The 22596-nt window shown below is 67.3% G+C and carries 21 protein-coding genes; 14 read left to right on the forward strand and 7 right to left on the reverse strand.

What is annotated here, in order from left to right; all coding sequences use genetic code 11:
• The first annotated feature begins 446 nt into the window (after positions 1-446).
• Together EIZ45_RS04035 and EIZ45_RS04040 are read left to right on the forward strand one after the other, a co-directional pair.
• A complete protein-coding gene (locus EIZ45_RS04035; RefSeq protein ID WP_205669808.1) occupies positions 447-1055 on the forward strand; it encodes a nuclear transport factor 2 family protein in 609 nt (202 codons plus the stop codon).
• Positions 1052-1666: a response regulator transcription factor gene (locus tag EIZ45_RS04040; protein ID WP_009084166.1), complete on the forward strand. Its 615-nt coding sequence runs from the start codon at positions 1052-1054 to the stop codon at positions 1664-1666. Before EIZ45_RS04035 ends, EIZ45_RS04040 begins: the two co-directional genes overlap by 4 nt.
• On the opposite strand, the gene EIZ45_RS04045 is transcribed toward EIZ45_RS04040, so the two are convergent.
• The 4 genes from EIZ45_RS04045 to EIZ45_RS04060 form a co-directional block, all read right to left on the reverse strand.
• Positions 1656-2873, reverse strand: a complete 1218-nt coding sequence (locus tag EIZ45_RS04045; protein ID WP_205669809.1) for an amidase — start codon at positions 2871-2873, stop codon at positions 1656-1658. The two genes, EIZ45_RS04040 and EIZ45_RS04045, sit on opposite strands and share 11 nt — an antisense overlap.
• On the reverse strand, positions 2870-3118 hold the full coding sequence (locus tag EIZ45_RS04050) for a hypothetical protein (protein ID WP_051171481.1): 249 nt from the start codon (positions 3116-3118) through the stop codon (positions 2870-2872). The genes EIZ45_RS04045 and EIZ45_RS04050 overlap by 4 nt, the downstream gene beginning before the upstream one ends.
• Positions 3119-3140: 22 nt before the next feature.
• Positions 3141-3647: a flavin reductase gene (locus tag EIZ45_RS04055; protein ID WP_134661936.1), complete on the reverse strand. Its 507-nt coding sequence runs from the start codon at positions 3645-3647 to the stop codon at positions 3141-3143.
• Positions 3648-3742: 95 nt separating this feature from the next.
• Positions 3743-5200, reverse strand: coding sequence for a PAS domain-containing sensor histidine kinase (locus EIZ45_RS04060; RefSeq protein ID WP_037808094.1), 1458 nt, complete (start codon positions 5198-5200; stop codon positions 3743-3745).
• A gap of 135 nt (positions 5201-5335) precedes the next feature.
• On the opposite strand from EIZ45_RS04060, the gene EIZ45_RS04065 reads away from it, so the two are divergent.
• The 10 genes from EIZ45_RS04065 (at position 5336) to EIZ45_RS04110 (ending at position 13513) form a co-directional block, all read left to right on the forward strand.
• Positions 5336-6457, forward strand: coding sequence for an acyl-CoA dehydrogenase family protein (locus tag EIZ45_RS04065; protein WP_134661937.1), 1122 nt, complete (start codon positions 5336-5338; stop codon positions 6455-6457).
• A gap of 32 nt (positions 6458-6489) precedes the next feature.
• A complete protein-coding gene (locus EIZ45_RS04070) occupies positions 6490-6870 on the forward strand; it encodes a hypothetical protein (protein WP_037808097.1) in 381 nt (126 codons plus the stop codon).
• A gap of 13 nt (positions 6871-6883) precedes the next feature.
• On the forward strand, positions 6884-8155 hold the full coding sequence (locus EIZ45_RS04075; RefSeq protein WP_043827202.1) for a Rieske 2Fe-2S domain-containing protein: 1272 nt from the start codon (positions 6884-6886) through the stop codon (positions 8153-8155).
• Complete coding sequence (locus EIZ45_RS04080; protein WP_134661938.1) at positions 8148-8651, forward strand: aromatic-ring-hydroxylating dioxygenase subunit beta; 504 nt, start codon at positions 8148-8150, stop codon at positions 8649-8651. Before EIZ45_RS04075 ends, EIZ45_RS04080 begins: the two co-directional genes overlap by 8 nt.
• Entirely contained in the window at positions 8648-9391 is a 744-nt protein-coding gene (locus EIZ45_RS04085; RefSeq protein ID WP_134661939.1) for an SDR family NAD(P)-dependent oxidoreductase, read from the forward strand. The genes EIZ45_RS04080 and EIZ45_RS04085 overlap by 4 nt, the downstream gene beginning before the upstream one ends.
• Before the next feature lie 21 nt (positions 9392-9412).
• Positions 9413-10369, forward strand: coding sequence for a PDR/VanB family oxidoreductase (locus tag EIZ45_RS04090; RefSeq protein ID WP_037808104.1), 957 nt, complete (start codon positions 9413-9415; stop codon positions 10367-10369).
• A gap of 180 nt (positions 10370-10549) precedes the next feature.
• Positions 10550-11875: an MFS transporter gene (locus EIZ45_RS04095; protein WP_043827198.1), complete on the forward strand. Its 1326-nt coding sequence runs from the start codon at positions 10550-10552 to the stop codon at positions 11873-11875.
• Between the two features lie 66 nt (positions 11876-11941).
• Entirely contained in the window at positions 11942-12511 is a 570-nt protein-coding gene (locus tag EIZ45_RS04100; protein WP_037808109.1) for a helix-turn-helix domain-containing protein, read from the forward strand.
• A 72-nt stretch (positions 12512-12583) separates the two neighbouring features.
• The gene (locus EIZ45_RS04105; protein WP_037808111.1) at positions 12584-13198 is read left to right on the forward strand and encodes a DUF4190 domain-containing protein; all 615 of its coding nucleotides are present in this window, start codon (positions 12584-12586) and stop codon (positions 13196-13198) included.
• A 51-nt stretch (positions 13199-13249) separates the two neighbouring features.
• Positions 13250-13513, forward strand: a complete 264-nt coding sequence (locus EIZ45_RS04110) for a hypothetical protein (RefSeq protein WP_134661940.1) — start codon at positions 13250-13252, stop codon at positions 13511-13513.
• Here EIZ45_RS04110 and EIZ45_RS04115 read toward each other — a convergent pair.
• From EIZ45_RS04115 to EIZ45_RS04125, 3 genes are read right to left on the reverse strand one after another with little or no spacing between them, the layout of a single operon-like run.
• A complete protein-coding gene (locus EIZ45_RS04115) occupies positions 13500-14132 on the reverse strand; it encodes a hypothetical protein (protein ID WP_240690549.1) in 633 nt (210 codons plus the stop codon). The two genes, EIZ45_RS04110 and EIZ45_RS04115, sit on opposite strands and share 14 nt — an antisense overlap.
• Positions 14129-14971: an ImmA/IrrE family metallo-endopeptidase gene (locus tag EIZ45_RS04120; RefSeq protein ID WP_240690550.1), complete on the reverse strand. Its 843-nt coding sequence runs from the start codon at positions 14969-14971 to the stop codon at positions 14129-14131. Before EIZ45_RS04120 ends, EIZ45_RS04115 begins: the two co-directional genes overlap by 4 nt.
• 2 nt (positions 14972-14973) lie before the next feature.
• Positions 14974-15312 carry a helix-turn-helix transcriptional regulator gene (locus tag EIZ45_RS04125; RefSeq protein WP_134661941.1) on the reverse strand — a complete coding sequence of 113 codons (339 nt, stop codon included), beginning with the start codon at positions 15310-15312 and terminating at the stop codon, positions 14974-14976.
• 241 nt (positions 15313-15553) lie between these two features.
• On the opposite strand from EIZ45_RS04125, the gene EIZ45_RS04130 reads away from it, so the two are divergent.
• Both EIZ45_RS04130 and EIZ45_RS04135 read left to right on the forward strand, forming a co-directional pair.
• A complete protein-coding gene (locus tag EIZ45_RS04130; RefSeq protein WP_134661942.1) occupies positions 15554-15832 on the forward strand; it encodes a hypothetical protein in 279 nt (92 codons plus the stop codon).
• A gap of 518 nt (positions 15833-16350) precedes the next feature.
• Complete coding sequence (locus tag EIZ45_RS04135) at positions 16351-22587, forward strand: protein kinase (protein ID WP_134661943.1); 6237 nt, start codon at positions 16351-16353, stop codon at positions 22585-22587.
• Positions 22588-22596: the final 9 nt, after the last annotated feature.

Genomic DNA, 22596 nt, shown 5'->3' on the forward strand with positions numbered 1-22596 from the left:
AAGCGCATCCAGGGAACACCAGCCATCCACCCGCCGAAGACGGACGTTGCCCCGGGGAACGCCAGCGAGCTCAGTCGCCAATGGCTGAGAGCATCTCGGGAACACCAGCGCTCCTAGGGACCGCGAGCAGCACCCGCAAGGAAACAACCCCGCCCAGCAACAACGAAGAACCCCCGGCCTAGCCATCCCAGCGCGCCGCTCCGAACAGGACACCCTCCCCAAGACGTTGTCCGCCAACCCATTGATAACCCCCACCACCGGGTTGAAACACGCCACGCATAACTCACCGATTCGATTGACAACCCTTCCGACCCCGGCAGAGGCTGGTCACAAGCTGCCAATGCCCGGTGCGGTCCGGTTACCCTGTCAACGAGCCGAAAACCGCACCGAAAGGCCAACCCCGGCACGAACCGCCATCCGGTCACGACTTCCTAGTGAGGAAAACGATGTCTCTCGAGCACTCCGCACTGTCCGACGCCAGCCAGGACCGGCGGGTGGCCGCGTTGGAGGAGACTGTCGCGGGGCTGGTTCGGCGGGTCGGGGTGCTTGAGGCAGAGGCGGAGATCCGCCGAGTGCAGGCGCGCTACATGTTCCTCTGCGACACGCCTTGCCCCGAGTTCGGAGTCGGCGGCGACGACGAGCGGATCGATCTCATCATGGAGCTCTACACCGAGGACGCGGTCTGGGAGGGCGTCGGCGAGTACTACGACGGGCAGTTCGGGCGGGCCGAGGGCGCCGCGGCCATCCGGGCGCATTTCCAGCGGTTCTGGGGCGAGAAGAAAGACCCCGAGCTTCTGCTGAACGCCCATTATCTCACCTCCGAGCAGATCCACGTGGACGGCGACGAGGCCACGGGTCAATGGATCCACATGCAACCGTGGCTGTTCTCCGACGGGAAAGCGCTCCTGCGGTCCAGCCGGTTGAACAACGCGTTCCGCCGGGTAGGCGACACCTGGCGGATCACCCGCACGCGCACCGAAAACGTCTTCATCGCCCCGCTGCCGGAAGGCTGGGCCAGCGACTATCCCTCGGCCTCGGTGCTGATGAAGCCATGAGCGACGACCCGGTCGTGCACGTGGTGGACGACGACGAGGACCTCCGGCAGTCCCTGGTGTTCCTGCTGGAGAGCGTCGGCGTGCAGGCATTGACCTATCCGGACGCCCAGACCTTCCTCGACGAATTCGACCCGGCCGAGCCCGCGGTCGTGATCGTCGACGTGCGCATGCCCGCGATCAGCGGTTTTCAGCTGCAGGAAAAGCTCGCGGAAATCGACTGTCCGGCTCCGCTGATCTTCTGTTCCGCGCACGGCGACATTCCGATGTCGGTCCGTGCGCTCACCGCGGGGGCGGTCGATTTCCTCGAGAAGCCTTACCAGGCCCAGCGCATGGTCGAGGTGGTTCAGACCCAGCTCATCGAGGCGCGCCGCCGGTTCGCGGAGCACGCGGAGCGGCAGGCGGTCCGGGCCCGACTCGACACGCTGACCCAGCGCGAGCGTGAGGTGCTTCGGCTGGTGGTCGACGGGATGCCCAGCCAGGCGATCGCGCACCGGCTGGGCACCAGCGTCAAAACTGTCGACGTGCATCGGGCGCGGATCAAGGCGAAGACGTCAGCGGACAGCCTCGGGACGCTGGTCCGCGACATCCTCACCCATCGCGTCACCGTTTGAGCGCGGTCTCCGCCCAGCTGCCTGTGGCCAGCAGCGCGGCCTCGCCGGAAGCACTGCCGACCAGCTGCAATCCCAGCGGCAAACCGGCCTCGTCGCGCAGGCCCGGGACGGCGATGACCGGCAGGCCCAGCGCCTGCCACGGGCGGCTGAGCACGGGGTCGCCAGTCGCCGCCAGGCCAGCAGGGGCCGAGCCGAGCGCGGCTGGGGTCAGGACGGCGTCGTAGCCGGCCACGAGCTCGGCCAGCCGGGCAGCGCCGGAAGCGACGACGTCCAGCGCGGCCTCGTACTCCGCGCGCGGCATGTCCTCGCCGGTACGCAGCAGTTGCGCGAGAGGGGCGCTGAGACGGTCCGCAGAAGCGAGCTCGACAGAACGTTCCCGCGCGGCTTCGTAGGCCATCACCACGGGGTGCGCGGCGATCAAGCCAAGAACCAGAGCAGGGTCCGGGAATTCATCGACCACGGCACCGGCAGCGCGCAGCAGAGAAACCGCAGTGCCAAGCGCGGTCTGCATAGCTGGGCTCGCGTCAGTCGGGGACCACACCAGCAATCGCGGTGCCGAAGAAGCAGTGACCTCCGGCTCCCCCGACAGCGCTGACCAGGCCAAGGCCAGGTCGGAAACCGTCGCGGTGAACATGCCGTGGCTGTCCAGGCTCGGGCTCAGACCGGTGACGCCGTCGACCGGGAACCGGCCCCGGGTCATGACCAGCGACGCGACTCCGCAGAACGCGGCCGGTCGCGTAACCGAGCCAGCGGTCTGCGAGCCCAAAGCCAGCGGGACGTGTCCAGCGGCGACGGCCGCGGCTGAACCGCTCGAGGAACCGCCAGGGGTGTGGCCGGGTGCCGCGGGGTTATCCGTGGGACCGGGTGCGAAGAAAGCGAATTCCGTGGTGACCGTCTTGCCGATCGGCACCGCGCCTGCCCGACGCCATTCGCTGACGATCGAAGCGTCCACAGTGGCCGGTGGAGCCTCCGCGCGCAGTACGGAACCGCAGCGGGTCGGAAGTCCGGCCAGGTCGATGATGTCCTTGACACCCAACGGAACTCCGCCCAGCGGCCCCGGCGAAGCAGGCAGGTAAGCCGACGAAACCCAAGCGTCGTAGGAAGCCGCCGCGACCCGCGAGCGGGCCTCTGCCACGGCCTCTTCCGGTGTCGTCCGGCCAGCGGTCAGGTCGGCGACCAGGGCGCGCAGCGACCACGGGCCGGTCACGGCTGAGTCCAGGCGGCGTCGGCGGTCCAGTAGTCCATGCCGCTCGCGCTGACCGCGTGCCGCCAGTCGGACGTCCGGCGCAGCAGCGGTTCGACGCGGGCGGTGGCCTCGTCGGCGGCGTCCGGGCCGTCGGCCGGGACCTGCCAGTGCACCCAGTCCAATTCGCGGCCGTGCTCGTCGTGCACGAAGAGGTCGACGTGCCGCCAGCCGTAGCCGTGCGTGTCGTTGTAGCAGGTCAGGGTCATCCGGTCCACGGGTTCTCCTCGATCAGGCGCTGAGTGCGGCAAGCCGGTGGAAGCGGCGCTGGAAGTACACCAAAGCACCGCTGTCCGGTGCGGTCAGCACCTTCTCGATCTCGACGAACAGCACCGAATGCGATCCGTGCTCCTGTTCGCCAGCGATCCGGCCGACCAGCGAGGCCGCCGCGCCGCGCAGGACCGGGGCGTCCTCGCTGTCGAGGTCCCAGCAGTCCTGGTCGAAGCGTTCGGAGGTCGGCACCTTGGTCGCGCCGGCGAAGTGCATGGCCAGGTCTTCCTGGCCGGGGCCGAGGACGTTGACGCAGACCTGGCCGTTGCCGACCAGGATCGCGTGCGACCGGCTCGACCGGTTCACGCAGACGAGCACGGTCGGCGGGCTGTCGGTGACTGAGCAGGCCGCGCTCACCGTCATCCCGGCGAGGCCGTGCGGGCCGGCGGTGGTCACGACGTTGACGGCCGCGGAGAGGTTGGCCATCGCGGTGCGGAATTCGCGCTGGGTCCGGGTCAGCTCGGACACGGTGCCTCCTAGGACTGGGGCCGGGACTTCTCTGACCGTACAAAGCCGCACCGGTCCGGGATATCGAGAACTTCCCCGGCGTAGCTGAAGAATTCCTAACCCGGGCCGGTCGCGGGCAGTGCGAAGCCGAAGCGCGAACCGCCGCCCGCGCGGTGTTCGGCCCAGATCGTCCCGTGCTGGCGGGTGATGATGCGGTGGCTCAGCGCCAGTCCGATGCCGCTGCCGCGCTCCTTCGCGGTGAACGACTCGTCGAACGGATTGCGCGGAAAGCCGCGGCCGCGGTCGTCCACGGTGACCACGCCGGTGTCGCCGTCGCGGCGCGTGGTGAGCACCAGGCTGCGCCGCTGCGCCGGGCACTGGGCCATTTCCTCGATCGCGTTGAAGCACAGGTTCAGCACGACCTGGCCGGTCAGCACGCGTTCGCAGTGCACGGGCACCGCTTCGGCCGACCGGTCGAAGGTCACCTCGATCGCGGCCGGTTCGGCTCGCAACCGCACGAAGTACAGGCATTCCTCGACGATCTCGTTGAGGTCGGCGACCTGCTCCACGTGCTCCAGATGCCCGACGAACGCACGCACGGACGACACGATCTGGCTCGCCCGCTCGATCTGCCGGACCGCGCTGTCGATGCCGTACACGACCGGCGCGGCATCGAGCGTCCGCGACCGGACACCGGCCAGGAAGTTGCCCGCGGCGGCGAGCGGCTGGCTCAGCTCGTGCGCGATCGCCATCGCCATGTCGCCCATCGCGGTGTAGCGCGCGAGGTAGTTCTCCCGGTGCAGGTCACGCTCGCGCTGAACCTCGCCGCGGATGCGTTCGGACACGTCGTGGAGCAGCAGCAGAAACGCGTCTCCACCAGGCTCGCGAAGCCGTTCGACGCTGCCCTCCAGCCACACGCGACCCTGAATTTCCAGCCGAACTTGAGTGGCCGGCACCGCGCGTTCGCGGACCTCGTCCCAAGTGGCCGGACGGTCGTCGAGACGCAGCGCTGCGTAGTCGGTCAACCGGCCCAGCGGCTCATCCGGCGTCGCCCCGAACAGCGCGACCGCGGAGTCCGTCGCGAACCGCAGCTCGCCCGAGCCGTCGAGCATCAGCGCGACCGCCGACGTCTGCCGGGCCAGCGCGTCCACCCAGGACGTGGTCAACCGCAGCTCGCGCTCGATTTCCTGCTCGCGTTCGATGTCGCGGAACTGCACCATCACCGCCGGACCCTGGGCCAGCTCGACCCGCGTGGCCACCGCGTCCGTCGGGATCACCCGGCCGGATTTCGTGCGGTAATGCCATTCGATCCGGCTGACGCCCTTCTCGACCGCCTCCTGCAGCCACGCCCGCCCGATCACCCGGTCGTATTGCTGCGCCGAGCTGCTCATGTGGTTCGCCTTCAGCGGCCGCAACTCGGTGACGCTCCATTCGAGCATCTCGCAGGCAGCCGGATTGGCCCACAGGATGTTCTTCGTCGCGCCGTCGTGCACGAGCACGCACGTGCGGCTGGCGTTGAGCATCGCGACGAAATCGTGCGTCGTCAGCTCGGGCGCGCGCGGGTCCGCTTCCATCGGCTCAGGGTAAAGCCCCTGGCTGGCGGCTCGCACTGAAGAAATCCCCTACGCCCGCTCAGGCACTACCAATTCCCGCGCGGCGGCGTCCTTCGTACCGTCGGACCGACCGCACCGGCATTCTGAGGAGCAGCGATGAGCGAAGTCACCATGGAGGAGGTGCTCGCCGAGCTCGCCAAGCGCAAGGACGAGTTCCAGCAGCAGCGCTACGTGTCGCGCGACTTCATCGACCGGCTCAAGCAGGTCGGCGTCTACCGGGCCAGCACGCCCGCGAAGTTCGGCGGCAACCCGCTCCCGCCCGCCGAATTCCTCCGCCTGATCGAGCGGATTTCCACAGTGGACGGTTCGACCGGCTGGGTCGCCAGCTTCGGCTCGTCGCTGATCTACCTCGCCGCGCTCCCGCTCGACACCCAGGCCGAGCTGTACAAGAACGGCCCGGACGTCGCCTTCGCCGGCGGGCTTTTCCCGGTCCAGCCCGCCCCGGCGACCGAAACCGGCTTCCGCGTGGACGGCCGGTGGAAGTTCGCCAGCGGCTGCATGGGCGCGGACATCCTCGGCGTCGGCATCCCGGGTGACGAATCGACCGGCGGGAAACCGCGCACCGCGCTGCTGCGGCCCGACCAGGTCGAGATCGTGCAGGACTGGGACGTCGTCGGCATGCGCGGCACCGGTTCGTTCGACCTGGTCGTGCGCGACGTCGAGGTCCCGCGCGAGTGGACGTTCATCCGCGGCGGCGCGCCCACCGTGGACGAGCCGCTCTACCGCTACCCCACAATCGCTTACGCCGCACAGGTTCTCGCCATCGTCGGCGCGGGCGTCGCACGCGCCGCGCTCGACCATGCCCGTGAGGTCGGCGCTGGATACACCGGCGTCACCGGTGCACCGAAGCTCGCCGACCGCGGCTACTACCGCACCGGGTACGCCGACGCCGAGGCCGCGCTGCGGTCCGCCCGCGCCTGGTTCTACGAGGTCAGCCACGAGGTCTGGGACACCGTCGTTTCCGGCGACGAGGCCACCGACGAACAGAACGCCCAGCTGCGGCTTTCGTCCGCGCACCTGGCGAAGACGGCGTCCGAGGTGGTGTCGAAGCTCGTCGAGATTTCCGGCACCGCGCCGATCTACTCGACGCACCCGCTGCGTGGACTTCAGGGCGACGCACTGGTACCCAAGCAGCATGCGTTCCTGGGCCCGGCCATCCACGACGCCGCCGGCGCGGTTCTCATGGGACAGCCGCCGACCAGCCCCGGATTCCGCTGACCAGCCACCACCACGACGAGGAGTCTCCGACTGTGAGCACGCAGCCCCTGCGGGTGCTTTTCTGCATCGGCATCAACCAGAACTTCTTCGACCTGCCCGCCGACGGCATCACCATCGGCGACGTCTGGCAGTCCTTCGTGTCCATGATGGACCAGCTGAAAGCGTTGCCGGGCATCACGTTCATCGGCGACATCGACGACGACGCGCACATGGTCGGCCCGTCTGACGGCTGGCCGTGGACCTGCTACATCCTCGCCGACGCCGACAGCCAGGAAACCGTCAAGGCCGGCTGCAACCTGCTGCGCACCACGGAGGTCGGCAGCAATGGCGTCAAGCTGTGGCGCTTCGCCAAGATCGAAGCCCGGATCGGCCGTCCGCTGACCGTCCGCGAAGACGTCGACCTGCCCGACTGAAATCGGAGACCTCATGACTGAGAACACCGCTGTTCCCGCCGATTTCGCCGAAAGCGACCGCGTAGCCGCGCGCCTTTACACGGACCCGGAAATCTTCGAACGCGAGATGACGCAGATCTTCGAACGTTCGTGGGTGTGGGTCGCGCACGAAAGCGAATTGGCCCAGCCCGGCAACTTCAAATCCACTTACGTCGGCCGCCAGCCGGTCATCGTGACGCGGGACCGCAAGGGCACGCTGCACACGATGCTCAACCGCTGCCGCCACCGCGGCGCGAGCCTGTGCGAGAAGCCGAGCGGCAAGGCCAACGGCTTCACCTGCCCGTACCACGCCTGGAGCTACGGACTCGACGGCAAGCTGCGCGGCATCCCGTACCCGGACGGCTACGAAGGCGTGCTGGAAAAGGGCGAACTGTCGCTGAAGAAACTGCGCACCGAATCGTACGGCGGCATGGTTTTCGCGACCTTCGCCGAGGACGGCGAGTCCCTTGAGGACTTCCTCGGCGACGCGAAACTGTGGATCGACCGATTCATGAAGCAGGGCGGCGGTTACCCGATCAAGGTGCTGGGCAAGCACCAGTTCAAGTTCCGCGGCAACTGGAAGATCCAGCTGGAAAACACCACCGACGGCTACCACTTCCCGATCGTGCACCGGTCGTGGATGGCTTCGGTGGACGCGGAAACCGCCGACATGATGTCGTTCATGACCGATCCGTCGGCGATCACGCATTCGCTCGGCAACGGGCACAGCGTCATGCAGATGGTGCCGGAACACTCCGACCTGGACGTCGACGACGGCACCGAGCCGTTGCAGGGCCGGTTCGACCACGTCGTGGCCGAACTGTCGAAGACGCTGGACGAGGCGCAGGTGCGCAAGGTCGTCCGGGCCATGCACGGCACCGGGTTCAACCTCAACCTGTTCCCGAACGTCTCGATGTCCGCGGCTTTTTTCCGCGTGCTGCGGCCGATTTCGGTCAACGAGACGCTGATCGAGCACGTCGCGATCGGTCCCGACGGACCGCCGGAGCTGGACGTGGTCAACCGCGAACGGCTGCGCATCCACGAACACTTCCAGGGCCCGTTCGGATTCGGCACGCCCGACGACGCCGAGGGCTGGGACCGCGTGCAGCGCGGGGCGCACGGCGGCCCGGACCTGCCGATCCTGGTCAACCGCGGGCTCGCGCGGGAAAAGGCGAGCCCCGAAGGCTGGCCGACCTCGCACGTCACCGACGAAACCGGCATGCGCGCCGCGTACGCCCAGTGGAAGGAGATGATGGGCGATGACTGAAACCATCCCCACCACCGACGTGCGGGTCGCGCGGGCCGTCGAGCTGGTCAACCGCGAGGCGGAACTGCTGGACCGCACCGAATACCACGAGTGGGAAAAGCTGTTCGCCGAAGACGGGATTTACGTCATCCCGATCGACCGGGAAACCGATGATTTCGCCGGTTCGCTGAACATGGTCTACGACGACGCGCGGATGCGGCAGATGCGCGTCGCGCGGATGACCGAGGGCTACGCGATCGCCGCCGTCGACTCCGCCCGCACCGTGCGCACGGTGTCGCGCTTCGTGCCGGAATCCGTTTCCGACGAAGAAGTCGTGCTGCGTTCGGCCCAGATCCTGGTCGCCTACAAGCGCGGCAACCACGACCTGTGGGCGGCGGATCTGGTGCACCGCATCCGGTTCTCGCCGGACGGTCCCGAAGGCGACCGGATCGCGTTGAAGGTCGTCCGGCTGGTCAACAGCGACGAAGCCGTTCCGGCCGCAGGATTCCTGCTGTGAGCGCGCAGGCGGAGCCGCACGTCGCGGTAGTCACGGGTGGCGCGAACGGGCTCGGCGAAGCGATCGTGCGGCAGCTGCTCGCCGAGGGCTACCGCGTCGCGATCGTGGACATCAACGGTGAAGCGGCCGAAAAGCTGGCCGCGTCCCTTGGCAACTGCCGCGGCTACGAGGTCGACGTACGGGATCGAGCGGCGCTCGCGCAGCTTAAGGACGACGTCGTCCGCGATTTCGGCGGCGTGCAGGTGCTGGTCAACAACGCGGCCCGCACCCAGGCGGCCCCGCTGATGGAGATCACGCCGGAAGACCTCGACGCGGTCCTCGCGGTCAACTTCACCGGCACGTTCACCGCCTGCCAGATCTTCGGCGCGTACTTCGCCGAGCAGGGTTACGGGCGGATCGTGAACATGGCGTCGCTGGCAGGCCAGAACGGCGGCACCGCGACCGGCGGGCACTACGCGTCGTCCAAGGGCGCGATCATGTCCGCGACGAAGGTGTTCGCGCGCGAACTCGCCTCGCGCGGGGTCACCGTGAACTCGGTGTCCCCGGGGCCGCTGGACAGCCCGATGGTGCATTCGATCGTCGGCGAGGACAACCTCGAGGCCTTCACGAAGAACATCCCCGTCGGACGGCTCGGCGACCCGGCGTTCATCGCACGGATGGTGTCGCTGCTCGCCTCGCCCGGCGCGGCCTCGGTCACCGGGGCCTGCTGGGACGCCAACGGCGGCCTTTACCTGCGCTGAACCGCTTGAAACGGAGAGCCGATGCCGAACACCGTGGTCCGCGTGGCCGAGGTCGTCGAGGAAGCGCCTGGAATCCGGGCGCTCCGCCTCGTGCGCGCCGACGGTCTGCCGTTCGACCCGCATCCCGCCGGTGCGCACGTCGACGTCACCGGTCCGACCGGGATCCTGCGCCAGTATTCGCTGTGCGGGCGGCCGGACGACACGTCCTCGCTGCTGATCGCGGTGAAGCGGGAGCCGGATTCGCGCGGTGGTTCCGAGGCGCTGCACACCGTCGCGGAGAACGACAAGCTCGAGATCGGCGAAACCCGGAACCTGCTTTCGCTGGCTCCGGACGCCGAGCGGCACGTGCTGATCGCGGGCGGCATCGGCATCACTCCGTTGCTGAGCCTGGCTTATCAGCTGCACGCGGACGGTGCGGAATTCGAACTGCACTACTTCGCGCGCAGCCGGGAGTCAGCGGCTTTTGTTTCCCTGCTTGAGGAACAGGCTGAATTCCGAGACCGGGTGCTGCTGTATTTCGGGGTACCGCGCGACGAACAGCCCGCCGTGCTTACCGAAGTGGCCTCCGGGCTCGGTTCCGCTGGGCACGTGTACACCTGCGGCCCGGAAGGGTTCATGGAGCAGGTCACCGGCGTGTTCGCGCCCGTGGTCGGCGAAACGCAGGTGCACGTCGAACATTTCACCGCGGCCGAGGTCGACACGAGCGGCGACCAGCCGTTCACCGTCGAACTCGACACCGGCGAGGTGTTCGAGATCCCGGCCGACCGGTCGATCCTGTCGGTGCTGACCGACAACGGGATCGAGGTGTTCAAATCGTGCGAGGAAGGCATCTGCGGTTCGTGCGTTTCCGGGGTGCTGGAAGGCACGCCGGAGCACCGCGACCAGTGTCTTTCGGCCAGCGACAAGGCTTCCGGCGACCAGATGGCGCTGTGCGTGTCGCGGGCGCGCTCCGAAAAACTGGTGATCGAACTGTACTGAGCCGAGCGGCCGGAATCCTCGCGATTCCGGCCGTCTTGTCTATTAATTGATCGATTTTATTTATCAATCCGCCGCAAATCGGACTTTGCCTCCTTCGTCACGCTTTCCCTAAGCTGTGCCCACCGTTTCCCCACCACCGGACACTCCGCGCATTCCGCGCGAGACGACGAAAGGCCTGCTATGGCCAAGCGCGACGAAGCGCACTCTCCCGGCGTGCTGCGGCTCGGATTCGCCGCCGGCGTCGGCACTTCCCTGGAAATGTACGACTTCTCGATCTACGGCACCGCGGCGGCACTGGTGTTCGGATCGGTGTTCTTCAAAACCGGCAACGCCTGGTTCGGCACCTTCATGAGCCTCGCGACCTTCGCCATCGGTTTCGTGATGGCACCGCTCGGCGCGGCGCTTTTCGGCTGGATCGGCGACCGCCGAGGTCGTCGCACCGCGCTGTACGCCGCGTTTCTGCTGATGGGTATCGCGACTCTGGGCATGGGCGTTCTCCCGCCGTACGCGGTGATCGGCATCGCCGCGCCGCTGTTGCTCGTCGGGTTGCGCCTGCTGCACGGTGCCGCCCGCGGCGGGGAAAGCGCCGGTGCGGCCGTATTCGCCGTTGAGCACGCACCCGAAAAGCGGCGCGGCCTCTACGGTTCCTTCGTCGCACTAGGCTCACCGATCGGTGTCGTGCTGGCGAACCTGGCGTTCGCGCTGGTTCTCCTGCTGCCCAACGACGACATCATGAACTGGGGCTGGCGTCTCCCGTTCCTCGCCGGCGGCATCGTGCTGGCGATTGGCATCTGGGTCCGCCGCGGCGTTTCGGAAAGCCCGGAATTCGAGAAAATGGCCGCCGCGGAAACGCGTGCGAAAAAGCCGCTCGCCGACGTACTCCGCTCGAATTGGCGACGACTGCTGCTGATCGCCGGTGCGAACCTCGGCCTCACCGCCTGCACTTTCGCGCTCGTCACGTTCATGCTGTCCTACGCGACCGCCGCCGCCCCGGAAGGCCTCGGTCTCCCGCGCGCGCCGATCGTCACCATTTCGACGATCACGCTGCTGTGCCACGCCGCCGCGAACGTCGGATCCGCCTGGCTGTCCGACCGGATCGGCCGCAAACCGGTGATGGTGACCGGCGCGGTCCTGTCGATCATCGCCGCGCTCGTGATGTTCCCGATCGCGTCGGCGGGCACCATCAGCTCGGTATTCGTCGCGCTGCTGCTGGGTTTCGCCGCCACCGGAATCCTTTTCGGACCGATGTACACCTGGTTCGCCGAACTGTTCCCGCGCGAGCAGCGCCAGTCCGGTCTCGGCGTGGGCTACCACGTCGGCGCGGTGCTGGGCGGCGGTCTCTCCCCGATGATCGCCAACCGGATCGTCGCGGCGACCGGCGACGCACTCGCGGTCGGCTATTACCTGGCCGCGCTGCTGGTGCTGAGCCTGGTCTGCCTGCTGATCCTCCCGGAAACCGCCCCCGTGCGGCGTGCCGAGAAACCGGCTCCCGAATTGGTCGGCTGACGCGGGCTCGTGAGTGGCTATGCCGGTTCTAACCGGCATAGCCACTCACGAGTAAGACTAGGCACCATGCGTGAGATCGACGAAGTCCTGGACGCGGTCGGCCCGCGGTTGCGCACCCTGCGCACCCGGCGCGGCATCACCCTGGCCGACCTGTCAGCGGAGACCGGCATCTCGGAAAGCACCCTGTCCCGCCTGGAAAACGGCCAGCGCCGGGCGAATCTGGAACTGCTGCTGCCGCTCTCGCGCGCCTACGACGTGCCGATCGACGACCTGGTGGGCGCACCCCGCGCCGGCGACCCGCGCGTCCACCTGCGCCCGATCCACCAGCACGGGATGACCTACGTACCGCTGACCCGGCGACCGGGCGGCGTGCACGCGTACAAAATGCTCATCCCCGGCCGCTCCGCCGAACCCGCGCTGAAAACGCACAGCGGCTACGAATGGCTGTACGTCCTCAATGGGCATCTTCGCCTGATCGTGGGCGCGAAGGACCTGACCGTCCCGCCCGGCGAGGCGGCGGAGTTCGACACGACGGAACCCCACTGGCTCGGCTCAGCCGACGGAGGCGCGGTCGAACTGCTGATCCTCTTCGGACTCCAAGGCGAACGAGTGCATGTGGAACCGCGCATGAATTGATACCAGACATCACGTAACACTCGGGGCGATCAGTGCGACCTGGTTGTGCACGTTCGATCACGAAAGGCTCTCATGTCCGCCCCTGATTATCCTCCGCCGCCCGCTCCCTACCCGGCCCCGCCCGCCCAGCCGAAGAACGGGCTCGGCACCGCCGGGTTCGTGCTCGGACTGATCGGCCTGATCTTCTCGTTCGTCCCGGTCGTCGGGCTCGTGGCGTGGCCGCTGGTGATCCTCGGGATCATTTTCTCGGCACTCGGCTTCGTCCGGACGCGGTCCGGAAAGGCCACGAACAAGGGCCTCTCGATCGCCGGTCTCGTGCTGTCGGTGATCGGCCTGGCGATCTGCATCGTGTGGACCGTGACGGCCGCCAAGGTGGTCAACGAGGTCAACAACGAAGCGAACCGCGTCGTGACGATCCACTACGAGGTCACCGGCACCGCGAAGGAAGCCTCGATCACCTACACCACCATCGGCGACGGCAACGCGTCCTCCAACCAGGACCAGCCGCAGACCCTGCCGTGGTCGAAAGACATCACCACGAAGGGCCTGTTCAAGGGCGGCAGCCTGTCGGTGACCACCGGCGCCGAGGGCGGAGAGGTGGCCTGCAAGGTCGTCGTGGACGGCAAGGAAGCCAAGACGGCAAAGGCATCGGGCAACTTCGCGACCGCCACCTGCGACGGCTTCTGATTCCGGCATTCCTAGCCCATGGCCTATCTCCACGGCATTGCCACGAGAGTGATGGACGACGCGTTCCCCGGCTGGGTCGAAGTCCAGTTCTCCGAGGCCGACGGCACCCAGGTCACCCTCGTGGAAAAGCTGCCGGTGCTCGACACCGACCGCACGACCGAGTCGCCGTATCCAGCGCAGCTGCGTATCTCGTGCCGGGTGACGGAAACGGAACCGGACGGAGCGACCGCGGTCGTCATTCTGGACCACGGCGTCACCGATCGCGCTGGCCGAAGCACGTTTCACGTGCCGGCCAGCGCGATCAGCCACACCTGACAACGAATCGGCTGGTCAGGGCCATATCTGGCTCGCCAGCAACCGGGTCTTCCCGATCGGCGGAAGGCCGTCGTATGCGCCCGTACAGATCGCGCATCGCACCGCGGTCGGCGACCAGCCTCTTCCGCGCGGCGACCTCAAGAACCGTCAAAGTGCTCACCCGCTCGACCGTGCCGACCGGTTTCGCCTGAGCCCGCAGACGCTCGAGCCTGGCCGCCTCGGCCGCGGCCAGCCGCGCGCCCTGCCCGTCGTCTATCAGCACCCGCACCGTCCGCCCCGATTCCGCGGCGACGACGGCGTGCGCGACCACCATCAACTCGCCCAGATCCCGAGGCTGCCGAAGCCGCTGCAGCAAGGGAAGCCGGGTGATCCGCTCGACCACCGCCGCCAGCTCCGGAGTCGGGTCATCGGAAAGCACTTGCACCCACTTCGGCGTCAGCTTGTGCCACGTCGCTTCGGCCGCGCGAAACCTGGTGTCCTGCTGCGCTTTCCGCAGCACCTCGCCCTGCACGGTCTCCGGCACCGACAGCGGCCCCAGCACCCGGATGAGCAGACGTTCCTGGTTGACAGACAGGAAATTCAGGCTCGGACCGGCGTCGATGATCGGCCGCTGAGTCATCGATCCCCGTCCGGCGCGGCGAGGTCGCGGTCCAGGTCAGCCAGGTCGACTTCGACGTCGGGCACGTCCGCTGCCTCGGCCCAGGACACTCGCTGCGGAGCCGGAGACACCCCGGCGTCCCGCAGTTCGGCTTCGGCCTGTGCGGCGGGGACGCCACGCAAGGTGGCGATGGTCTGGACCGGCACCACTGATTCCGCGTAGCCGACGATCGCCCGGGCAAGCAGCCGCTGCGGGGCCCGCGGGTGATCGGATTCCGTCTGCAGCGCGGCGTACTGATCGCTCCAGCCGAACCTCGCCGCGAGCTGCGGCGTCGTGGTTGCCATCCATCGGTCTTTGGCGGCGGCGTCGATGTGTTCGCCCTCGTGCAGCTGGATCGCGGCCATGGCGGGCGAGGCGAGGAACCACTGGACCACGTTCGACAACGTAGCCAGCGTGATGTCCCGGCCGGCGACGAACTGGCCGACCCCGTCCAGCGGGAGCAACAGGTGCCGGGCGAACGCGTCCGCTCGGCGTTCCGCGTATCGCCGATCCGCCCAGTCGCCGTCGTGGTCGTCGGCCCAGTCGCCGAACAGCACGTGTGCCAGTTCGTGCGCGAGAGTGCTGCGCTGCCGCATCGGACGGCGGGTGCGGGCGACCCCGATGAACACCGCGTCGCGCGCGGGATCCCGCATAGTCAGGCCGTGTTCGTCCGGCCCCGTCTCCAGCACCGCGACATCGAACCCAGTGATCCGCTCGATCAATGCCACCAGATCACCCAACGGCTGCAGGGCCAGGCGATGCTCGGCACGAAACTCCTCTGCAGCGGCAAGGCCTTCGGTCTCCGCGGTCACCTTCGCCACGCTCACACCGTCGCCGGCACAGCCTGGTCGTCCAGGTAAGCGTCCAGCTCCAGGTAGTGCAGCAGCGTCTCGCGCATCCGCTGCATGCCCGACCCGTTCGTTGCCCGGGCGGCGCGTTGCACCCGAGCGGCCACCGAACCCGAACCGGCGAGTTCGGCGACCGTGGCGCCGACCGCGCGCGCGATCACGGCGATCTCCGGCATCTTCGCCGGGCGAGCGCCAGAAACGATCCGCGACAGGGTGGACTGCGAAATACCCGTCACCGCCTCGAGAGCACGCTGGCTCAGCCCGGCAGCCTCGACGGCACGCGCGATCCGCGCACCCGCGTGTGGTGAACTCACGATCCTCCCCTCGTCGTGAATCAAAGATCAACCGACTGATTCAGAGTACTCCGCCTGCCCGCTTCACGCACCCGCGAACAGGCATGACGCAACCGCGGAGCAAAGCCGAGAAGGATCTTTCCCCGCACTTCGCGGAGCAACTGGTACCTCGAAACAGCCGCAGATCTGGATCTGGCTGGCACCAGACAGCGGGCGGACAGTGAGATGAAGCACCAGGCAACTCGGAACCCGCGAGGCACCCATGTCGGCCCAGATCTTTCCGCTGAACCACCGCGAACGCGCCACCCTTAGGGCCGTCGGCCGCGGCCGGGCCGAGATGACCTGCAGTTGCGAGCCCGATCTATACATCGACGGCATCGCCTGTTGCGACCAGTTCACCGCCCACCGCCTCGTGCGGTTGGCCCTCGTCGTCCCGCTGCGCGCGGGGCGGCACGGCGAGCGCGTTCCCGCGCTCCTCACCGACGCAGGCCGCGCCGCGATCGACCTCCCGGCCGCCGATCTCCCGCGGTTCGCCGCCTGAGCCGCGACCGCATAGCGAGCCGGCACCCGCGACAGCGGAAATCTGCGTGCCGACAAGACCGCTGGAGCCTCGGCATCCGAGGGCAAGCCGATCTCGCGCGGCGAAACAAAGTCGCGTTCCCGGAGCCGGCAAGGGGCTCGAACCCCTGACCTTCTGTTTACAGGGACAGACCACCAAAGTCATCCCTGGCCAGCTGGCGCTTTTGCGCAGCTCAGAGCCTGGGGAACAGTCCAGGTCAAACCCCGCGCCTTTCAGGCCCGTCCGCTACGTCCGTGCGACGCGTGTGCGACAGGTTCATCGAACGAAATGGCTTGATCACAAGTCGAGCGCATCAGAGTCATCTCGCAAGCTCAGTGCCCACCTGCTCGCACACTGCCGTAGCTGGTGCCGCCGGGCAGCTCCCGGCGCTCTGTTGGACAAATCGCCAAAAATCGAGCCAGCATCTGTTGCGCTACGCGTGGTTACATCGACATACCCTTCGAGCATTACTGATCAAGCGCCATGCGGGGAGGACCACAGTGCCAGGCAACCCGGAAGTCGTCGCCGGACGCTTCACATTGCTGTCCCCTCTGGGCAGGGGCAACATGGGGGAGGTCTACCTGGCCGAAGATCTCCGCGCGGAGTCCTCCGAGGACCGGCAGGTCGCCATCAAGCTGATTCTCCGCAGCCGGTCCGGCCAGGCCATCGACTCAGCAACTGTCGACAAGGCGACCGAACGCTTCGCCCGCGAAGTGCGGATCATGCGCAGGCTGGACCATTCGAACCTGCCGCGGTTGATCGACGGCGGCGTAGACGCCGCCGGTCTGCCGTACCTCGCGATGGAGCTTTTGCACGGCCGCACATTGCGCGACTTGATATCGGAGCATCCACAGCTGCCGCCCGCCTGGGTCGCCGCGCTCGGCGCGCAGATCGCAGACGGCCTCGCCGCGGCGCATGGCGAGCACGTCATCCACCGTGATCTGAAGCCGTCCAATGTCATGGTGGTGGACGGCGGCACAGTCAAGGTCCTCGATTTCGGCATGAGCCTGGTCCTCGACGAGGCCGACAACAGCCGGATCACCAGCACCGGAGTCACCGTCGGCACCGCCCGCTACATGGCCCCGGAGCAGTTCAAGGACTCGACCGTGGGCCCGGCCGCGGATCTCTACGCGCTCGGGTGTGTGCTGTACGAACTGTTGACCGGGGTTCCGCCGTTCTCCAGTACGTCGGGTCATGAGCTCGGGCAGAAACATCTGGACGAGCAAGCTCCGTCGGTCGCCTTGCTCCGCCAGGACGTGCCCGGCGAGCTCGCCCGGCTCATCGAGAAGCTGCTGTCTAAGGATCCGGTCGACCGCCCGGTCGACGCGGCGACCGTGCGCGACGACCTTCTCCCGCTGGCGACCGCGACTGTCGCGGTCCCTGGCTGGGATGCTTTCGACCCCGTGCAGGGACTCGCCCGCGTTCGAATCGCGAAGCCTGCGATCGGCGCCGCTCCGGCCGCCGCAGCGGCGGCCTCGGACGGGATGGACGTCTTCAGCATGCACGAGAAGCTGATCAAGGACTATCGCGAGTTCACCGGTGGCGGCACTTTGATCCGCGACCAACGGATCTCGGAGTACGTCGAGCGGGACCTGGACGCCAAGTCGCAGTGGCCGGACCCGTGGCTGTCGCTGAATCCGTTCTTCGCCTCCGGCGGTACGCTGCTGGAGTTGACCCGCGAAGACGGTCTGCTCCATCCGGAATGCGCGCGCATCTTCCAGGCCGGCAAGACCGAAAATTCCGCCGTGTGCGACGGGCGCCCGTTGACGCTGCACCGGCATCAGCGCGAGGCGATCGAGGTCGCGCAGTCCGGTGCCTCCTACGTCCTGACAACGGGCACCGGGTCCGGGAAGTCGCTCTCCTACCTGGTGCCGATCGTCGACCGGGTGTTGAAGGATCGGGAGCGGGAGGGCGCCACGCCTCGCAAGCGAGTCCGCGCGATCATCGTGTACCCGATGAACGCACTGGCCAACAGCCAGCTCAAGGAAATGGACAAGTTCCTGTTCGACGGCTACGGCGCGGGCCGAGAGCCGGTGACCTACGCGCGCTATACCGGGCAGGAGAACGAAGAGCGGCGCAAGGAGATCCGCGACAATCCCCCGGACATTCTGCTCACGAACTACGTGATGCTCGAATTGATGCTGACTCGTCCGGACGACCGGCGTTCGCTGATCCGGATGGCCAACGGCCTGGACTTCCTCGTCTTCGATGAACTGCACACCTACCGCGGACGGCAGGGCGCCGATGTCGCGCTGCTCATCCGGCGGGTCCGCGAAGCCTGCCAGGCCGAGAACGTCCAGTGCATCGGCACGTCCGCCACGATGTCGAGCGAAGACACCTTCGAGGATCGGAAAACCGTGGTCGCGAAGGTTGCGACAACGTTATTCGGCGTCGAGGTAGCCCCCGACCACGTCATCGGCGAAACGCTGGTGCGCGCCACCGACGAGCCGCCCGCGGTGGTCCCGGCCGATCGGCTGCAAGCTGCCCACGCTCCCCGTGCCTACGCCGATCTGGTGCGTGATCCGCTGGCTCGCTGGATCGAAACCCGGTTCGGCCTCACGAGTGACGAAACCGGCCGGTTGGTGCGCAGCAGGCCGGCCAAGATCGAAGACGCGGCGAGGGAACTGGCTGCCAGGAGCAGAGTGGACCAGCAGGTGTGTGCACACGCTGTCCGTGAGACGCTCAAGGCCGGTTCCGAGGCTCGGCATCCGACGACCGAACGACCGCTGTTCGCGTTCCGCCTGCACCAGTTCCTGTCCAAGGGCGACACGGTCTACGTGACCTTGGAGGATCCGAGCACTCGGCATCGGACCCGCGACTACCAGCGGGTGCAGCCAGGTTCAGGCGGCAAAATCCTGTTGCCGCTCGCCTTCTGCCGGGAGTGCGGTCAGGAGTACCTGACGGTGTGGCGCACGGAAGCACGGGGCGGGGGTTTTCGCTATGAACCGCGCCGGGACACCGCCGGTACCGGCGGTCGCGCCGGCGACGGTTATCTGTACGTCAATCCCGCACGGCCGTGGCCGGGAACCGCCCGCGAAGCCGTCTCCGATCGCCGTGTCCCGGACTCCTGGTTGGTCGAGGAACATGGCGAGGATGTCGTCAAGGACTCCTACCGGGAGCGGCTGCCTGTCACGATCACTGTCGACGAATTCGGCAACGAGGGCGCAGGCGACCTCACCGCCGCATTCATCCCCGCACCGTTCCGATTCTGTTTGCAGTGCAACGTCAGCTACGAGCAGGTCCGGGGCAAGGACTTCGCGAAACTCGCGACGCTCGACCAGGAAGGCCGCTCGTCGGCCACCTCATTGGTGTCCGCGTCGATCTTGCGCTCGCTCAAGGAAGTTCCCGCCGCTGCGCTGGACAAGAAGGCGCGCAAACTGCTGACCTTTGTGGACAACCGGCAGGACGCTTCGCTGCAAGCAGGACACTTCAACGACTTCGTCCAGGTCACCCAGCTGCGCGCTGCGCTCTATCGAGCCGTAGCGGAAGCGGGCGAGGAGGGCGTCCGGCACGAGGAGCTGGCTGCCCGGGTCGCCGCCGCGTTGAATCTGGAACCCGCAGACTATGCGCAGGGCGAAAATCTGACGCCGTCGATGCAGCGCAACGCAGCCAAGACCCTGCAAGACGTGATCGCCTTCCGGCTCTATACCGATTTGCAGCGCGGCTGGCGGGTCACTATGCCGAACCTGGAGCAGACCGGCTTGCTCCAGATCCAGTACGAAGACCTCGACTGGCTGTCCAAAGAAAGCGTGCGATGGCAAGCCGTGCACCCGGATCTGCGCGACGCCGATCCAGCGCTGCGCAGGGAAATCATGGAAGCGTTGCTCGACCACCTGCGCCGCGGGCTCGCCATCGACGTGCAGTTTTTCCGGGATGATTTCGACAATCTCCAGCGCGCCAGCGAGGAACGGCTGGTCGATCCCTGGGTGCTGGCCGCCGCAAACGACCGGCCGGAGGTAGGCACTGCTTTCCCGCAAAGCTCGCGGCCTGGGATGGGCCGGGCCGCACTGTTCGTGTCAGGTCGTACCAAGTACGGCAAATACCTGCGCCGACTGCCCTATTTCAAGGACCTCTCGATCGATGACACGCAGAAGGTCATCGAGGACTTGCTCACGGTCCTGAAAGACGGCGGTCAAGTTGCCGAAGTCGAGGTCCCGACTCCCTACGCGCGCCGCGGCCGGGGTTCGGCGCGCGAAATGCTCACCGGTTACCGAGTGCGTTCCGTGGCCCTGGTCTGGAAGGCCGGGACAGGCGAGGTCGGCGCGCACGATCCGCTCGCGCGGACCTATGCCACTGGAGAGGGCCCCCGGGTGAACCCGTTTTTCCGGGAGCTCTACCGGGATGCGGCCGGCGCGCTCGGCGGTCTGGTGGCCAAAGAGCACACGGCGCAGGTGCCGCCGGGCGTGCGGGAAGAGCGGGAGAACGACTTCCGCAAGGGCAATCTGAAGCTGCTTTATTGTTCGCCGACGATGGAGCTGGGAGTGGACATCGCCGAGCTCAACGCGGTGATGATGCGCAATGTGCCGCCGACTGCGGCAAATTACGCGCAGCGCAGCGGCCGGGCGGGCCGGTCAGGCCAGCCAGCGCTGGTCACCACCTACTGCGCCACCGGCAACAGCCATGACCAGTACTACTTCCGCCGTTCGGAACGGATGGTGTCCGGGGTGATCACCCGGCCCCGGCTCGATCTGACAAACGAAGACCTGGTGCGATCGCACGTCCAGGCGATCTGGCTGGCCGAAGCAGGGCTGAAACTGGGCAACACCATTCCACAGGTCCTCGACGTCAGCTACGACAAGGAAGCCCGGACGCCTGCACCGGACCTCGACTTGCTCGACGACATCGACCAGAAACGTCGGGATGCCGGGGCGCAGGAGCGCACCGCCGCCGCGGCACGGGCGGTATTCGGCAGTTTGCTGGCCGACTTCGCCGAAATGCCCTGGTGGGACGACCTTTGGCTGGACAAAGTGTCGCGCGGGGCAGGCGAAGAGTTCAATCGGGCGTTCAACCGCTGGCGCAACCTGTTCACTGCCGCGTTACGGGACCAGGCCGAGCAGAACCGCAGGGTACTCGACCACACTCTCACCAAACGCGACCAGGACATCGCGGTGGCCCGTCGGCGCGAGGCGGAAACCCAGTTGCGGCTGCTGAAGAACGAGAACGTCGACCACAACTCGGTATTGTCGGACTTCAATCCGTATCGCTACCTGGCCAGCGAAGGCTTTCTGCCGGGCTACTCGTTCCCGCGGCTTCCGTTGGCTGCCTACATCCCGTCTTCCGGCCGCCGATTCAGCGACGGCGACTACGTGCAGCGCCCCCGGTTCCTCGCGATCCGCGAGTTCGGGCCGGGCGCACTGGTCTACCACGAAGGCGCCCGCTACCAGGTCACTCGGATCCAGCTGCCGCCCGACTCCAGCGGCGATGTGGTCACCACGACGGCTCAACGGTGCACGACTTGCGGCTACCACCACGACGAACTCGCCAACGCGGCAAAGTGCGAAATGTGCGGCGAGCGGCTGCCCGCCGCGACCTCCGGGCTGCTGCAACTGCACACCGTCTACACCCGCAAACGGGAACGGATTTCCTCCGACGAGGAGGAGCGCCGCCGGGCCGGGTTCCGGCTGGTGACGTCGTACCGGTTCCATGACCACGGCGAGCGGCCCGGCCGCCGTGACGCTCTGGTAGGCGACGGCCACGGCGACCTCGCCACGGTCATCTACGGCGATTCCGCGACGGTGCGCATCACCAATGTCGGTCGGCTGCGCGCGAAGGAGGGCGAGCCGGACGGATTCTGGCTCGACCCGGCCGACGGCCGCTGGATGAACGAACAGGACGCGGCCGACGCGGCAGGCGACTCGAGCGAACTGCCGGTCGTCGACTCCAAGGGAAACGAGTCACGGCGCAAGAAGCGGGTCATTCCCTACGTCGAAGACCGCCGCAATGTCTTGGTTTTCAAGCTGGCCGAGCCGGTGGATCGAGCGGTCGCTGTGTCGCTGATGTACGCGTTGGAACGCGGCATCGAAGCGGAGTTCGAACTCGAGGATTCCGAGCTGACCAGCGAACTGCTGCCACCGGACGAGGGTCCGCGCGACCGGATGCTGTTCACCGAAGCCGCGGAAGGCGGTGCCGGCGTGCTCAAGCTGATGCAGTCGGAGCCGGATGCGCTCGCGAGGGCGGCCGCGACCGCTCTCGACATCTGCCACTTCGACCTCGACGGCACGGATCGGGGCGGCCCGCACGAGGACCGGCCGTGTGCCCGAGGCTGCTACGAATGCCTTCTCACCTACGGCAACCAGTCCGATCACGGCGAGATCGACCGGCATTCGGTCCGCGATCTCCTGGTCCGTCTTGCCGGTGCCCGTTCGGTTCCGACGGGTGCCGGCGAAGGCCGTTCCGAGCAGCTGGCCCGGTTGTCGGAGCAAGCGGAGAGCAGTTTGGAAGTACGGTTTGTCGAGTGGCTCAAGCACCACGGCCTGCGGCTGCCGGACGAGACCCAGAAGTTCGTGCCGGATGCGCTGGCGCGGCCCGACTACGTCTACCGGCTTCCCGGCGCCCCGGTGGCCGTCTTCATCGACGGACCGGTCCATGACGACAGCGAAATCGCCCAGCGAGACGCCGATGCCGCAGAACGGCTCTACGACAAGGGCTGGGATGTCGTGCGGTTCCGGTACGACGACGACTGGACGGCGGTCGTCGAACAGCATCGCAGCGTGTTCGGATCTGCTGTAGGACTCTGAGCGACGAAA

Origin of the sequence: Amycolatopsis sp. CFH S0740 (genome assembly GCF_004522315.1) — a bacterium.
GTDB classification, from domain to species: Bacteria; Actinomycetota; Actinomycetes; order Mycobacteriales; family Pseudonocardiaceae; genus Amycolatopsis; species Amycolatopsis nivea.